This is a genomic window from Pseudomonas sp. A34-9 (genome assembly GCF_029543085.1).
Taxonomy (GTDB): Bacteria; Pseudomonadota; Gammaproteobacteria; order Pseudomonadales; family Pseudomonadaceae; genus Aquipseudomonas.
The window spans coordinates 2888201-2905232 of the sequence record NZ_CP119967.1 but is presented as its reverse complement, the minus strand read 5'-3'; the positions used below and the strand labels follow the sequence as shown (position 1 = coordinate 2905232).

Genomic DNA, 17032 nt, shown 5'->3' with positions numbered 1-17032 from the left:
ACTACACGAGAGTCTTTTACAACGTCAGTTGCCCACGTTCCTCCTCGGTCAACTGCTGTTTCGCCTGTTCATCCAGCGCCCCGGCGCCCAACACCTGCACCGGACTGTTCGGGTTGTAACCCGGGGCCGGTGCACGGCTGGCGCCATCGCGGGACGGCGCGAGTTGTTCGTTGCCGAAGCTCAGCACCTGCACGGTGAACACCGACGCCTGATTCTGGCGCGACGCTGCCTGCTGCTGACGCGCGACGTCTTCCGCCGCTTGCGTGGCCGACGACGCGGCGGAACTGGCCGAAGTGATCGCGCCAGTATTCACCGCCGACACCACCGGCACACCGGTCGCCTTGCCCTGCACCGAAATGTTCGCGGCGTTGACCACGGTCAGCGCGGCGACGTTGACGTTACCCGACACGCGGATCCCCGCCTCGCCCGCATCAATCGTGCCCAGCGGTGCGATCAGGTCGATGTCGCCCGGTGCCACTTCGGCGATCGGGTTGAGCGTGGCGATACCGGCACCGGTGCTCGGCACCGATGGCGACAGGGTGACGTTGCCCCAGGTGTCGTAAACGCGTTTCGGCGGGGTGTAGACCACGGTGGTTTTCGAGCCGCGACCGGCGTTGATGTCGCCCTCGGCCGACCAGCCGAGAATCGAGCCGCCAAACGTGGTCATGATCCGGCTCTGCCCCAGCAGAATGCTGCCCTGCGAATAGAGCTGAATGTTGCCCGAACCCTGAGTGATGATCCCCGCCGTGGATGGCGGTGCCGCGCCTTCGATGCCGAACACTTGGCCGCCGCCCGGTGTGAGCATCTGGATGTCGCCGCCAAACAGCGTCTTGACCCCGGCGCCGCCGTACAGCGTGATGTCGCCGTCGTAACGTATCGGGTTGCCGGCCACATCGGTGCTCGGGAACAGCGTGGCAATGGCATTGCGACCGCGCAGGTAACTGCCTTTGCGTGGGCCGTCGGTATCGTTGTATTCCAGGCCACCGGCACGCAGTTCGGCGAAGTACACCTGACGGGCGAAGATCGCTTGTTCGGCACTCGGCAGTGCGGCGTAGAACGCTTGCGCCTGTTCGGCGTTGCCACTGAAGCCGTAGCCCAAGGTCAGCCAGCTCTGCAGCTCGTTGAGGTAGGTCTTGACCACTTTGCCCGGCTGACCGTTGAGTGACGCATTCGGGTCGGCGAGATTCTGCGGGTCCAGGTAGCGGGCGATGAACCGCGAGTAATCCGGCCCCTGCGCGCCCACACCGGCCTGCAATACCACGCTGGCGCCCGGTTGTTTATCGCCTGCCACCAGCGAGCCGAGGCTGGTGATGCTGGCGCGGTTTTCCATCAGGATGTTGCGACCGGCATTGATATCCAGGACGCCGGGGCCCGCGATGTCAAAGCTGCTGTAGAGGATGTCCCGCCCTGCCGATACCCGCGAAACGTCCCTGGGGTCGTCATGCACGAACAGGTTGCCGGTCGAGGTGATGCTTTCTGTTGGCGTTATGCCCATCTCGGCACTCGGCACGGTCGCTGGGTTGCCCAGGAAAGTACCGGACGCCACGATATCGCGCCCCGCCAGCATCCAGACAGGGCCTGCTGCTTCGTACCAGGTGCGTTTCGAAAGGCTGAACGTCAGCGTTTCACCGCTGCGAACGCCCACCAGATCGCCGGTCAAGGCATAGAACCGCGCCGGTGTCTGGACGCCGCTCAAGCCCGAGTAGCTGTTGGCGCCGAAAGCGAATAACGGATAGCGCAGGTTTTTGTCCGGCAAAACCCCGTCGCTGTTGCGATTGCTCATGATCGGCGTGGCCGACGTGTTGTTGCCGTACCCGTTAAAGGCCGGCGCGAACGGTGTGGCGATGGCCAGCGGACTGGCGCCCGACTGATTGATCGCATAGCCGCCCGCGTAGATCGAGTCCTGCGCCAACAACTCCAGTTGCCCGGTGCTGGAAGGTGCCAGCAGCAGCGAATAACCGGTTGCCGGCACCGTTCCACTGCCCTGGCTGTAGACCGCTGATGGTCCGGCATAAATCGAACCTTGCGCTGCCACCGCCCGCAGAATCGACGGGTAGACGAAGCGTCCGTCGGTAGGCGACGTATTACGGCCGGTGACAGGGCCTTGACCTGTGACTTCACCCAGTTGAGTACTCGGTGTCAGGTTGCCTCCCGCCGAAAACAGGTCGATGGCGGTGTGATCGGTCCACAACGAGAAGCCCGTCAAGCCGCCCCCCTCATGGACGACACCATCGTCAGTGGTGAACGGCGTGGAGTTCTGCAGCCGCACCCGACCCGGGTCCGCCGCCCCGCCCAACACCAGATCGCCGCGCGTGCTGAGGCTCATCCCCGAATCCCCCGGAATCAGCACCAGCCCACCGGAGGCGCTGCCCATGGTGGACGTGAACGGGTCGAACGGGCGCACTTCGCGAGGATCCTGTGTCGAGGCTGCGGCGCCATATTGCAGATTGATCCCGCCCAGCGCGCCGCCGGCCAGTCGCGCAGCACCGCGCAGGTTGATCAACGCGCCTTGCAGGTCGTGTTGTGCGACACCGATGCCACTCTCTCCGGCCCGGGCCTGCAATGACGGGTTCACCGATCCGCCAATGCGGATGTCCATGTCGCCGCCACCGGTCAATTGCAGGCTGCCGTCGCTGCCCACCCGCCCGGTGCTGCCGACCGCCACGACCAGCCCCTGCCCGCGCGGATAAAGGTTGGTTTTGTTAGCGTCTCCCATCGCCTTGAGCATGCCGGCATCGCCCCCCGCGCGCAGGCTGATATTGCCGCCGCCCAAGGTGCCGAAACCGGTGAAACCGACCAGGTACGGGCCGGTATCAACACTTTGATCCGGCAACGGTTGCGTCGCATAGCTACCGAAGTTGATCCACCACGCGGTCGGCACATCACTGTTGCCGGTGCCCTGACGCCAGAGCCAGTTGCCCACGGCCACACTCGGAACCTGCTCACGGGTGTCCATGTTTTGCGACAAGCCGCGACGCCCCAGTACATCGCCCGAAATCGAACCGCCGGCATTGATAGTCAGGTTGCCGCCCATTTGCGGGTACCAGGCCTGATACAGGCTATCGCCGCCTCTGACCCATTTTTCGTAGTCGCCGCCGGCACTGCCCAGCACCGAGCCGTTGTCCGACAGTTTTCCGCGAGGCTGATTGAAGCGCGGGTCGATGCCTTGCGACTGAGTGCCGGCGGTATACACGCCGTACGGCGAATCCATGCTCAGGTCGCCGGCGGCGAGCACGTCCAGATCGCCGGTGCCGGTCCGCAGCACGCTGAACATCTGTGTGTGGGTCTTTACCGTGGTACCCGGTTTGTTTTCCACGCACAGTTCCGGGAATGCACCACACCAGGCGAGTACATCATCGTCGGTCATCGGCGAGCCAGGCGGCATGCCCATCCAGTTGTCCGGTGCCCAGACCCAACGCGGCGCCGGCACACAGGAGTTCGGCGCCCAGTCGCACCACATCATTTGATCCTCGGGGACGGGGTCGCCCGGCGTGAAGCCGCCCAGGTTGCCCTCGCCCCAGACCAGGGTCGGTGGTTTTTCTGTCACGGTCAGACCGTAATGGGTGTCGGCCAGGCGCAGATTGCCATCGCTGGACACCGGTTTGATCGCCCGGTTGTCCGCGGCGTCCAGATCGGCCCCCGCCACCACGCGCATCGACCATGACGCGCTGCCGGCCGGCAACATGCTGGCGACCGCCCAATTGCGCCCCTGGGTCGTGCCGGTCAATGGCCGCAACTCGATGAACGCCGTACCGTCCGCCAGCACGACATTGGTCATCGATGGAATCAGCGAGCCGCGCAACAGGGCCAGCGAACCGCTCAGGCGCACGCCCTTGATCCCGTTGTCACCGGCCTCGGCGCTGCCCGGCAACGGCACGCCTTTGGGCCAGCGCAGAGCTTGCAGCGCCGTTGCGTTGTTCAAACGGATACCCGCTCCCAACCGACTGCCCGCCGGCAAGGTCACGCTGTCGGCGAGCAGCGTGCCAGCGGCATACAGCACGTTGCCCGAAGCATCGCGAACCGAGCCGGCGAGCACCGTGCCGGCGCCGAAGGTGTAAGGCGCCGCCAGCGTTGCCTCGGTCGGCAGCAGCGTGCCGCTGGCCAGCGTCGTCGCTTGCAACGGGAGGTCGTAGTTCAATGTGGCGCCGACCGGGAACAGCGTACCGTCCGCGAGCGTAACGCCCGCGCCCGGCACGATCAGATCGCCGCCGAACGGCTGAATCCCCGGCAGTAATTTCCAGCCGGCATCGTCCACGGTCTCCGGCGGCGGTGCGAAACCGTCGTTGAGGCTGCCGTGGATATCGAGGTTGCCGCCCGCACGGATCACCAGGTTACCCGCCTCGCCCGAGCCGTAGACCGAAGTCTTCTGCGTGTGCGGATTCAGACTGGCATAGCGGTAACCGGACAGGTCCACATCACTCTGCACCACCAGATCACCGTCGGCGGTTTTGCTGGCGATCTCGACCCCAGGCCGCAGATGGAAGGCGTCGGCATAAGTGGCGTTGTTCAAACCGGCCAGTTTGTTATTCAGCAAGTTGCTGTTGGCCAGCGCCGCGTCGATGAACGCCGTGCTGTCGCCGTGGATGCGATCGAGATACGCCTGATCGATCACCTGATACGGACGTCCGCTGGCCGCCGGATCCGTACCGTCGCTGGCATCGGTATAGCGGCGCGTGGCGTTGAGGCCAATCGAGCGCGCGCCCTGAATGCTCAGGGCACCGCCGGCATCGATGGCAATGTCACCCGCTCCCAGGCGTGGCGCGTTCAGTTCCAGCGTGCCGCGCAGCAACCCGTCGGACTGCCCCGGCAGAACGCCGCGAACGGCATCGGTGCCATGGCGCAAATCGATGCGCGCACCGCTGCCGAGGGTCAGCACGCCTTGGCCGGAGTCGAGTTCGACGATTGCCCGGTTCGGGGCGTCGATTATTTTGCCGTAGCTGTCGACCCGCAGCACACGACCATGGGCGTCAAGCACCGCACTGCCTGCCAAGGTCAGACCGTTTTGCGCCGACAGGCGAATACTGCCGACTCGCTCGCCGCTGGCATCGATGAGGCCAGCCACCGTCAGCCGGCCGTTGTCTACCGAAACATTGACCTCGCCAGCCTTGAGCCCGTCGCCGATCAACAGATCGCCTTGCTTGAGCTGCAAGCTGCGGCTACCAAAGACCTGCCCTGCGTTCAAGCGCTGATTGAGGGCCGCGAACTGCTGGCTCGGATCGCCATTCAGGTGCCGCGCGCGGATATCCACGCCACCGGCCCTGTACGGCACCAGCGTGCCGCCGGCATCGTAATAGCCGCTGCTGGCACCGAGGATATCGCCCTGCAGATCGACCATGCCGGCATCGGCGGCCAGCGCGACGGCGCTCAGGTTACCGGCCTGATGGTTCTGCGCCGACAGATCGATTCGCGAACCCGCCACCTGGCGGATATTGCCGTCGCGGCTGTACAGCGCCACATCACCGCCCCAGCTGTACTTGTTCACATCGTTGAACGGCAATGTGCGCCCCGCCATGTCCAGATACGCGCCACCGGCGAGGGTCAGATCATCCTCGGACTTGACCACCAGCTTGCCGCTGGCCAGGGCGATGCGACTGTCCAGCAAGACATTGCGCGCATCGAGGGTCAATTCCGCCCCCAGCGCATTGGCGGCAGCCGCTGTGCCGGCCCCCGTCAGGGTCAGGTCATTACCGGCCTTGAGCAGGTTGACCGAGCCCGCCTCTCCCGTCAGCAATGGCGTACGCAGCGTGAGATTGCCGCCGCTGTAGGCATAACCGTTGACCGGATCGAAAGCGCCCTGCGCCTGATACACCGCCAGGCTGCCCTTGTGGTTGGCGGTGATGCGTTCGCTGGCGCTGAGATTGACATCGGCAAAGCCCAGCACCAGCCGCTTGTTCTGGTCCAGACCACTGGCCTGCGGATTGGCGCCGTAACCGAACTCGATCCGTTGCGCCTGAATATCAAGCGAACCGCGACCGGTGCCGGCGCCGCCCGTGACCACCGAACCCGGATCCTGAGTCGCACCGTTCCAGATCAGATTGGCGGTGCGAATGGACGCCACGTCGCCGCTTTCACCCAGGCCGTAAATGGCCGGGGTGCTGAGGATCAGGTTTTGCAGCTTGCTGACAGCGGTCTGCGGATCCAGCGTATCGAGGCTGACACTGCCGTAGAAATTGAACGCATCGCGGCTGGTCAGGCTCAGGGTTTCCAGCGCCGGCGCGCCGAACTGTGTATCGCCCCGCAACAGGCGATTCAAGACATTCTGGTTCAGGGTCAGACCGGTCGGCACCCGGCTGCCGGCGGCGCTCAAGGCCTCGGCACTGCCGGCATTCACCGAGCCCACGGCCAGCGTCAGATGACGGGTGCCGAAGCGTACCGCTTCGTCGAGTTCGAATTGCTTGTCGGTGGCAGCGGTAATGCTGCCGTTGGAATAGAGCAGCGTCGGGTTGTTGCACGTTGTTGTCGGGCAACGGCCAATGAGAATGTTACCCGCGCCGGATGTCCTGACCGACACTTCTGGCGCCAGCACATTGGTCCACCCGTTCGACACCACCAGCAGCCCTGCCGCACCGGGTTTGTAGATGAAGCCGGTGCTGGAATCATAAGGTGCATTGCCACGCCCCAAGGTGTTGATACCCGAGCCGGCTTCGAGGGTGATACCACCATCGGTCCGGGTGGTGCGCAGCAGCACTTCGGGTGCCGACAACACGGCGCCCTCACGCAGGGTGATCGTTGCGGTATCACCGCTGAACGCGATGATGTTGCCCGAGGTGTTGTAATCGATCGTCGGTTGCGCGCCGATGGTCAAGCGGCCGGCGCCGAGCGAATTGAGGCTGTCGGCATACAGCGACACACCTGCGAAACCTTCAATGCTCGAATGCCCCGCGCCGAGAATTTCGAAGTTCGCCGCGCCCTGCACCACGGCCGTCCCGACGACACCGCCCGTGGCCGGCTGGAACAGCGCCTGACCATTGAAGTCCAGCGCGTTACCCGGTGCGGCGCCCCGGGACAGATTCAGTCTGAGGGATTTGCCGTCCATGGGCGCCAATGCCCGAGGCACGCCCCGGCGTGTCGCATCGCTCTGGATGAACTGACTGAAAGAGGTCTCGTTGTACTGCGAGTAACGGCGCAGCACGTCGGCGGATGTCAGGATGACCTGGCTCGCCAGGCTGTCACGCAGGCCGGTATTGGCAATCGACATCTGTCCCGAGCTGGTCCACGAACCATTTCGCAGTGGCAGCGCAGCGTTGGTTGCACCCGCTGCCGCCTGACCATTGACCTCGACCCGGAAGGCACCCGGCAACAGCGCAAACGTCGAAGGCAGCAGCGTATAGGTGCCCGCCGCCAGCCCCGGCACGCCGGCCCCGATGGTGATCTGCTGGCCGATGCGCGGATCGACCGCCCCCGCCTCGGCGAGCATCGGCGCATAAGCACTCTGATTCCCCGGCACGATGGCGTATACCGGGTTGCTGGCCAGGCCCGGCAGGCTGAAGGTGCCTTCACTGGCATTGCGCACCAGCGGGTTGTAGCGGGCATCGGTGGAACCGCCACGCCCGGAAACGAATCCGGCACCGCGCAAATCACCGCCGCCCGACAGGTCGATCAACGCGCCACCTTGCACATCGACGTACTGCGAGGTGAGCGTCACGCCGGCGGTTTCGGCGGTGATCCCTCGAAGCAGCACGGACTTGCCGTCGTAGCGATAGTCGATGCCGTCGGTGGTGCCGCCATAAGGCATGACCAGCCCGGCGGCGCTGGCCGAGGTGATGCTGCCAGGCAACAGATGCAATGTCTGGGTATTGAGGACCAGGTTGTCGCCCAGATTGATCATGCCCAGAGGCGCACGGATCACCCCGCCCTGCTCGATATGGGCGGCCGCCAGCGTCAGGTTGCCGAAGACCGAGTAAGGCACCGCGGCAGGCGCGGCCCCGGAACTGCTGATTCGCAGGGTCCGCTCAGGATTGGCGTCACGCTGGACACTCTGATAGCCGGCGCGCACCTCGGCGGTGACATCACTGGCGGGGTAGATCTGCGCAGCACGCAGGTTCAGGTCGCCCGGTGTCCAGAGTTCGGTTTTCTCGACGTTGCCGGTGGGTGCCAGAAAGCGCAGATCGCCTCGGCTGTCGAGCGTGACCTGTTCAAAGCCACGCCGCCCGACCTCCAGCGCCGGGCCGCCCAGTTGCACGATTGACCCGGCCGTGCCGAACGACAGACTGTTGCCCAGATCCAGCAGGTCTGCCGTGGCGGTGAACTGTGCCAGCGCCACGGCGGTGGTCGGATTGTTCATCACCCGTGGCCGGATATTGCCGGGGGCATCGAAATATTTGCCCGTCCCCGACAGGCGCACGTAAGGCGCGGACAGATTGATCCGTGCGCTCTCTTGCGAGCCGTCGGCCAGCGACAAGGCCCCGGCATACAGGCTCAGGCTTTGATTCATGTGCAGATCGACGTTGCCGTCGAACGACAGCAGACCGTTGCTCAGCACGCTCAGGTTGTCGAACCCGCCGGACATCATCTGATCGGCGCCCAGACGGGCACGACCGTATTGCAACTCAGGCGCGGCTTCCCCCGCTTGCAGGCCGGCCGGCAACAGCGACGGGCCGGCATCCTGGCCGATGACGATTTCGCGCGGCACGCGAACGTCGTTGCTCGCATCGCTGCGCAGATAGCTCGGGGTTTCCAGCGCAATGTCCAGTCTCCCGCCCGCCGCGCCCGCACCACCGGCCGCAGCACGCAGGTCACCTTCGATGAACAGGCCATTGTAGGAACTCAGCGAAATTCGCCCGCCATCCGTGGCAACCAGCGTCGGTCCCTGTCCGGCGATATCCAGCATCGCTTGTGCGCCGGAGGCCTCCAGGCGCGCACCGTTTCGCACGATCACATAGGCGTCGGCCGACGTGGCCGTGGCTTTCTTCGCATCGCTTTCGCCGCCGATGATGATCGAGCCGCCCTTGCCGACCTGGCCATACACCCTTCCCAGCGCATCGATGCCGGTGGCCACACGACCGGCCACATCCAGCACCGCGTGCTCGCCGATCCAGATCGAACGGTTGTGAGTGTGCTTGTCTGCCGTTTGCGAGGAGTCGGCGACATTGATCGAGCCGAACTGCTGCTGACGGATATCGATCGTGCCGCCCCACGCATTCAACTCGCCATCGACCGTGAGCTGACCGGCGCTGCGCAGATTGATGCGCTGCCCCGGATCGACACTGATGCGCGAGCCCTGCCCAAGGGTCAGGGTGTTACGAGTCGGATCGACTAAAGCGATCTCGCTGGAACCGGCCTGCAAAGTCAGGCTGGCGCCGCCACGCTGGGTCAGTTGCGCCTTGAGCGGGTTTTCCTGATAGAGCGTGGGCGTCCACAATTCCATCGCCTGCTGCGGCGCGGTACCACTGACCAGATTGGCTGCCGCGTCACCAAAACGGTAGACCGGCATCAACACGTCAACGCGGGTGTTGTCCGCAACGTCGAGACGATTGAGGCCGATAAGGCTGTAGGCAGAGAAACCCTTGTCGAACAGATCCGGCTGCAGTTGCAGCGTGTTGTCGGCAAGGGGTTTATCGGACTGGCCGATGAGGATGTCGCCCGCCTGAATCAGCAGTCGACCGCCGCCGGACACACCGTAACCGCGCAGTTGGCCGTCCAGGGTCAGGTGGCTGTCACCCGGCGCAGACAAGGCGCTGGACTCCAGCGTCACATCACCGCCTTTGCCACCGCGAGTCTTGCCATTGGCCAGAATCGCGCCGCCGGAAGACACGTCCAGCAGACTGTCGGCACCGATTTCGATATCACCGCTACTGCGGATCGACACCACGCCACCGTCCAGATACGCCAGGCTCGCGGCATCATCCGGGTTGGTCCGCAGGTTGCTCCACAGACCGCGCGTGTCCAGTTGCGCCCCTTCGGCCACACTCACGCGGGTGGCCTTGCCGGTCGGTGCGACGAGCCGGGTGTCGGTCAGGCGATCAGTGTTGAGCTGATTGAGCACGTTGCCCAGGTGCAGGCTGCCACCGCGCGCGGTCAGGTCGGCGTTGACCTGCACGTCCGGCCCGTAAAGGGTGATGTCGCCGCCATTGTCGACGGTGACGGCACCTTGCACATCGATCTGTTCTCTGGCCGCGACTTTCAGCGCGCCCAGTTGCCAGTCGCTGAGTTGCCCGGCATCAAGAAACAGCTTGCCGCTGCGCGCATCGGACACCGCAGCGGTCAGATCCCGATCATTGCCGTCAACCGGCCGTTTACCGCCGATCTGCACCTGATCGAGCAGCGGATTGAGCCCATAGAGCAAGCCACCGGAAGCCGCCACGTACGCCGGGTCGTAACTGCCGACAATCAACTGCCCGCGCCGCGCCAGCGCCGTCTGACTCTGCGCATAGCCATCGAGTACCGCACGCGGTGCCTGGGTCTGGCGTTCGCCCTGGTAAACCTCGCCAAGCAACTGGCCTTCCAGCACGGCGTTGCGGGTGCCGATCACCAGTTGCCCGGCATCGCGACCCACGGTGTAACCCGATTCCTGACGCTTGGACGGCGCAATCAACGGGTTGTAGTAATAACTCGTCTGGCCCCAGCGCTGACTGCTGTCTTCATAGCCCTTGTACAGCCCGGTGTAGAGCAGATCTCCCGGGGCCCTGGAGATTTCATACAGACGCCCGTCGGCACCGCGCAGCCAGCTCTGGCGAATCTCGCCGCTTTGTACATCCAGCGTGCCGCCGGACAGGTTGATCAGCGAACCTTTTTCGGTCACCACATCATTGCCGGCAAAATTCACCATGCCGCCCTGGGCCATCCACTCGCCGATGCTGTGGCCCTGGGTGCCGAGATAGCCGCCGACCTCCAGCAGACCGCCCGCCGTGTACCAGCGATCCGTGGCGTAGCCGTTGGTGCCGGCCGGGACGTAGACCAGTTCGCGCACATCGACCCACACATCATTGCTGTTGAGCGCACCTTTATCGCGGTTGACCGAGGCATCGCGCTGCTCGTTGCCCTGGACGTTGATCTTGATGCTGTTGGATTCCATCGCGACTTTCACGCCGATGGCTCCAGACACATCGATCATCGCGCCGTCACGCACCAGGCTGCGACGCTGCGCCGCCACCGCTACCTGGCCGCCAGTGGCCAGGGTGATCGAGCCGTTCTGGAACTCGACGCTGCCGCCGCTCTGGATGTCGATACGCGACTGATCGCCGCGAATCCTGTTGTTCGGGGTAACCCCGGTCAGGGCGGCCTGACGCTGACTGTCGAGGGCGGTCAGGTCGCTGCTGTCGAGCAGGATCGCCGTCGCGCTGCCCTGCCCCAGCGTCACGCTGCCCTGGTTATCGGTGGCCGGATTGAGCAAGTGGATCGTGCCCCGAGTCGCGACCGAAGTGCTGGCCAGCAACACGCCGCTTTGCTCGACCTCGTGGCCGGTCAGGGTGATGTCGCCGGTTGCGGCCTGAATCAGACCGTTGTTGCTGACCTTGCCGGCAGCGCTGCCAGTCTTGAAGACCGGCGTGACTTCGTTACCAAACGTCGTGGAAAAGGCGTTGCCTTCAGTGCCCGAGCCTTTGCGAATGTAAAAGCGATCGCCTGCGCCGAGCACGGTTTGGCCCTTGGCGGTGTTGATGCTGCCGTCGTTCTGCACTTCGCTGCCGAGCAGCAAGGCATAGCCGCCGGCATCCGTTGATTTGGTCGGCCGCGCCGTCTCGATGGACGCACCGCGTTCCACCAGCACTTTGCCGGCCGCGTCGGTGAACGTCGGCTGGCTGCCGGTGCTGTCGAAATACAGGCCCCGGTCGCGGAACTGGATATCAGTGATGTTGGCGGCTGCGGCCACCAGGTTGCGCACGTTGACTTGGCTGGTGCCGCTGAACACGATGCCGTTGCGGTTGATCAGCATCACCGTGCCGTCACCCTTGATCTGGCCCTGAATCTGGCTGGCCCGCGCGCTCGGGTCGTTGACCCGGTTGAGCACCGCCCAGTTTGACTGCTGGGCGAACTCGACCGTGGTGTTGCGCCCGACGTTGAAGGTCTCCCAGTTGAGAATCGCCTTGTCGGCGGTCTGCTCGATCTTCACCGCAGTCTTGCCGTCGGCCTGAGTCTGCTGCGGGCCTTTGGCGTTCTGCCAACCTTGCGTGAGGCTGTTGTCGACCTTCAGGCCGCCCTCACCCAGACCGTCAGGCACAAACTGCACCGTGCCCAGTGCCGCCGCACGACCGGCCGCCTGCGCTGCCTGTTGCGCCGCAATCGCAGCTACGGTGTTGTTCAGAGTCTGAATCGAGCGCTGCAACTGCTGGCTGGCTTTTTGCTGCTGCGCCAGCGGTGGCGTCATCCCCGGTAATCCGCCCACGCTCGGGCGTGCTGCGGCGGCCTGTTGCGCCGCCCCCTTGGCGGCAAACCATCCCGAACTGAATGCGGTCGCCGCCTCGGCACTGCCCGCCACCAGGCACAAGGCAATCGCCTGCGCCAGGGGCTTGAGCAACCACAACGCCGGATCGGCGGCCATGCGCTGCCGAGGCTGAACACGGGTACTGCGACGGGATGGGCGAGCGAGCATCACTACGAGATCCTTTTTGTTTGCCACACGAGGCCGCAGGTCGGCTTGCCCCTGCTGTTACGACATAGGCGGTTGGCGAAGGCCGCGACCGAACGGATGTCACACAAACTTCATGAATGAGGAGTAGATCGGCCAAAAAAAATGGCAGCAGCCCGAAGGCTGCTGCCATTTCATTGCCGTGAAGCGAGGCTTACAAAGGACGACCGACAGCGTTGCAGACGCTGGCGTTGTTGATGTCCAGGTTGTTGCCCGAGGTGTTGGTGACAAAGTTGGCAGTCACAGCCGCTTTCCAGTTGGTTGGAACCGGAGTGAAGCTGTGGGCGATGGTGGCAGCGTTGTTGCCCGGGTTGCTGTAGTGGGTGGTCAGGAAGGCTTTGACATCAGCAGCCACGGTTGCGTCCTTGTAGCACTGGCCGAAGATGAAGTTGGTGTAAGCCACGATCGGGTAACCGCTGGCTGGGTTAGGAACGACCGGTACCCACTGCGAAGGGTTCGAAGGGGTGGTTGGCAGAGCAGCCGAACCCAGTGCCAGCGAAACGTTGGCGGTGGTTGGCTGTACGCCGTTGACGCGAGCAACCACTGCGTTGCTGGCGGCGTTCACACCGTCCGGACCGACGTAACCGATGGAGCCGTCAACAGCGTTGACCTGAGTGGCCACGTCAGCAGTACCGGCAACGCCTACCCAGTTCGAAGGCAGGGTCGAACCGGCTGGCAGACGAGCGCTGGTGAAGGTGGAGTTGGTGGCGAATTTGGTCGGGCAGATCGAGTTCAAGTGACGGGTCAGGATTTCCGAAGTACCGCTGGAAACGTTGCGATAAACAACGCGGATCGGCGTGGTGTCGGCAGTGCCCAGCAGATCGCCCCAGGTGGTTTTGGCGCCGGAGAAGGCATCGCACAGCTGAGCGCTGGTCAGGTTCAGAGCGGTCTGACCGGATTTTTTGTAAGGAATGGCAACCGAAGTGGCCACCGATGGCAGCTGGATCAGCGGGCCGTACGAAGCGCCGAAGTTGGCGTTGTAGGTGCTGATTTCCGAAGCGCTGAGGATCGAGTCGCTACCGGCGAAGTGAACCGAACCGGTGGTGCTGAACAGCGCCGAGTTGTTGGTCAGGAACGCAGTCTTGCCGGTGCCGCTACCGGTACCGACGTAGCTGAAGTTGGCTGGCAGGATGCTGTTGCTAGAGCCTTTGTACAGAGCGGCAGGCAGAGTCGCGCCACCACCGGTTACGTTGGCAGCCATGGCCTGGGCGGAAGCCAGGGCAGCGACGGTCAGGGAAGCTGCGATCAGAGTGCGCTTGAACATGAAGAATCTCCTTTTCAACTGGTTTTGGGAACACAGGGTTTCGGATGGCTTGCATGACACAGGGAGGACTCAACTGGCCCTCGCTAGCGTTGGCCTTGGTTAAGTCGCACTGAGAAATTCGCAGTTTCCGGTGACAGATAAAGGAAAAAACCTCGGGAGGTGCGGGCTGTTTCTGAAGGGATTTTCTCGGGTGTTTGGAGGATGCTGCGCAGCGTCTGGATCGCGGGTTTGGTTGAATCGGGCTGGAGGCGTTGGCGGGTGGTTGCAGATGACAGAAAGGAGAACCCGAGGATGGCGGAATCGAGGGTCGGGTGATGCTGAAGTCGTGGAAAAAAGATTGATTATTTGTTGCCCTGACTGGCCCCTTCGCGAGCAGGCTCGCTCCCACATTTGAAATGCATTCCCCTGTGGGAGCGAGCCTGCTCGCGAAGGGGCCAGCCCAGACACCATCAATATTTCAGACACACCACTACTGGACCAGCTGATTGATCTCAATGATCGGCAACAACACTGCCATCACAATCACCAGCACCACCCCGCCCATCACCACAATCATCAGCGGCTCCAGCAGCGCGGTCATGCCCATCGCCCGCCGTTCGATATCGCGGGACAGGGTTTGCGCCGCTCGCTCAAGCATCGGTGGTAACGACCCGGTTTTTTCGCCACTGGCGATCAAGTGAATCAGCACCGGCGGGAAGACGTTTTCCACGCGCAGCGCTGCCGCCAGGTTCACACCTTCACGCACCTTGGCCGTGGCCTCAGTGACGCTCAAACTCAAGCGGTCATTGGACAAGGTCTGCCGCGCAGCTTCCAGTGCTCTTAATAACGGCACCCCGGCGCCGCCAAGAATCGCCAGCGTCGAGGCAAAACGTGCGGTGTTCAGCCCGAGAATAAAACGCCCGAAAAGCGGCAGCTTCAGCACCCGATGATGCCAACTCAACCGCGCCGCCGGATTACGTAAATACAGGCGCCAGCTCCAAAACGCGCCGGCCATGATCCCGGCGCAGAGCCAGCCCCAACTGCGGATGAAATCACTCGCGTTGAGCATCGCCAAGGTCAGCCCCGGCAAATCCTGCCGCGCTTGGGAAAACGCACTCACCACCTGCGGCACCACGTAACTGAGCAGAAAAATCACGATACCGATCGAGACCAACCCAACCACGCCCGGATAGATAAACGCGGTAAGAATCTTGCCGCGCAGGTTGTTGCGCTCCTCGATGTAGTCGGCGAGACGTTCCATCACCTGCGCCAGATCCCCGGACTCTTCCCCCGCCGCAATCAGCGCGCGATAAATCTCCGGAAAATCCCGTGGCCGCGCCGCCAGCGATTCCGCCAGACGCATACCGCTGCGCACATCGGCGCGTACGGCACTGAGGGTGTGGGCGATGTGCTTTTTCTCGGCCTGTTCGACGGTCGCGCTCAATGCGGCCTCCAGCGGCAGACTGGCGCCGAGCAGGCTCGCCAGTTGTCGGGTGGCCCAGGCCAGATCGTTGTCCGAGAGTTTGGCGCTGAACAATCCGCCGCCGCCATGGCTGGCGACATTGCTTTCCTTGTGCACCGACAACGCGGTCAACCCGCGCCCGCGTAAAACACTGAAAGCAGCGCCCTGACTGTCCGCCTCAAGGTACCCGGATTCGATCTTGCCGGTCGCGTTGGCGGCTTCAAAACGATAGCGATTCATCAGGCGTCCCGTGTCACACGAAGGATTTCTTCGGGGGCGGTGGCGCCGCTGCGGATCCAGCGCTCACCGTCCTCACGCAGGCTGAACATGCCGGCTTTCGCGGCCGATGCGCGCAAAGCCTGCTCCCCTGCCCCTTGGTGAATCAGGGTGCGGATGTCGTCGTCGATGCAGAACAATTCGTGAATGCCGGTGCGGCCGCTATAACCGGTTTGATTACATGCCGGGCAACCGACCGGGCGCCACGTACCCGGTGCCGCCGGGTCCTCCTGTTTGCATTCCTTGCACAGGCGTCGCACCAACCGTTGCGCGAGCACGCCGAGCATCGACGAGGCCAGCAGAAACGGCTCGACGCCCATGTCGATCAAGCGGTTTACCGCCGACACCGCGTCGTTGGTGTGCAACGTCGCCAGCACCAGGTGACCGGTCAGCGACGCCTGCACGGCGATTTGTGCGGTTTCCAGATCGCGGATCTCGCCGATCATGATGATGTCCGGGTCCTGGCGCAGAATCGCCCGCAGTGCCAGGGCAAAGGTCATGTCGATCTTGGCGTTGACCTGAATCTGGCTGATGCCCGGCAGGTCGTATTCCACCGGGTCTTCCACGGTGAGGATGTTGCTGGTACTCGCATCGAGCCGCGCCAGTGCCGCGTAGAGACTGGTGGTCTTGCCGCTGCCAGTAGGGCCGGTGACCAGCACGATGCCGTGGGGCTGGCGGATCAGGTGATCGAGTTTGGCCAACACCTGCGCGTCCATGCCGAGGGTTTCCAGATGCAGGCGCCCGGCCTGTTTGTCGAGCAGGCGCATCACCACCCGTTCGCCATGCCCGGTCGGCACCGTTGAAACACGAATATCAATCGGCCGCCCGGCCACGCGCAAAGCGATGCGACCGTCCTGCGGCAGGCGTTTTTCAGCGATGTCGAGCTGCGCCATGATCTTGATCCGCGACACCAGCGCGCCGTGCAACGCCTTGCGCGGTGAGACCACGTCACGCAGCGTGCCGTCGACGCGATAGCGCACCACCGAATGGGTTTCGAAGGGTTCGATGTGAATGTCGCTGGCCTCGTCGCGCGCGGCTTGGGTGAGCAAGGCGTTGATCATGCGGATCACCGGCGCGCCGTCCTGGGTGTCGAGCAGGTCGGTGATTTCCGGCATGTCCTGCATCAGGCGGTCGAGATCGACTTCGTTTTCTGCGGCGCCAACCACCGCCGCCGCGCTGCCGGTGTCGGCATAAGCCGCGGCCAGCAAACCATCTAGCTCATCGTCGCGCACGCGCTGAATCGTGGTCGCGCCGAACTGCCGTCGCGCTTCACTGATCGACCAGCCCGGCGTCGACGGGCACACGGTCAACACGCCATCGCACAACAAAATCCGCTGCGCCTTGGCCCAGGCGTAAGGCAACACACTCATCTAATGCCCTCCCCGATCCCTGTAGGAGCCGCCGCAGGCTGCGATCTTTTGCTTTTTTCCATGCCGCTGAAGAGCGAGATCAACAGATCGCAGCCTTCGGCAGCTCCTACAGGTCC

4 protein-coding genes are annotated in these 17032 nt (G+C 63.7%); all 4 read right to left on the bottom strand.

Annotated elements, in window-relative coordinates:
- Positions 1-16 precede the first annotated feature (16 nt).
- The 4 genes from P3G59_RS12965 to gspE all read right to left on the bottom strand — a co-directional run bounded on the left by P3G59_RS12965 (position 17) and on the right by gspE (position 16916).
- Positions 17-12529: a filamentous haemagglutinin family protein gene (locus tag P3G59_RS12965; protein WP_277761857.1), complete on the bottom strand. Its 12513-nt coding sequence runs from the start codon at positions 12527-12529 to the stop codon at positions 17-19.
- 190 nt (positions 12530-12719) lie between these two features.
- Complete coding sequence (locus tag P3G59_RS12960) at positions 12720-13829, bottom strand: substrate-binding domain-containing protein (RefSeq protein ID WP_123530943.1); 1110 nt, start codon at positions 13827-13829, stop codon at positions 12720-12722.
- Positions 13830-14298: 469 nt separating this feature from the next.
- Complete coding sequence (gene gspF, locus P3G59_RS12955) at positions 14299-15510, bottom strand: type II secretion system inner membrane protein GspF (RefSeq protein WP_277761856.1); 1212 nt, start codon at positions 15508-15510, stop codon at positions 14299-14301.
- Entirely contained in the window at positions 15510-16916 is a 1407-nt protein-coding gene (gspE, locus tag P3G59_RS12950) for a type II secretion system ATPase GspE (RefSeq protein ID WP_277761855.1), read from the bottom strand. Before gspE ends, gspF begins: the two co-directional genes overlap by 1 nt.
- Between the last annotated feature and the right edge of the window lie 116 nt (positions 16917-17032).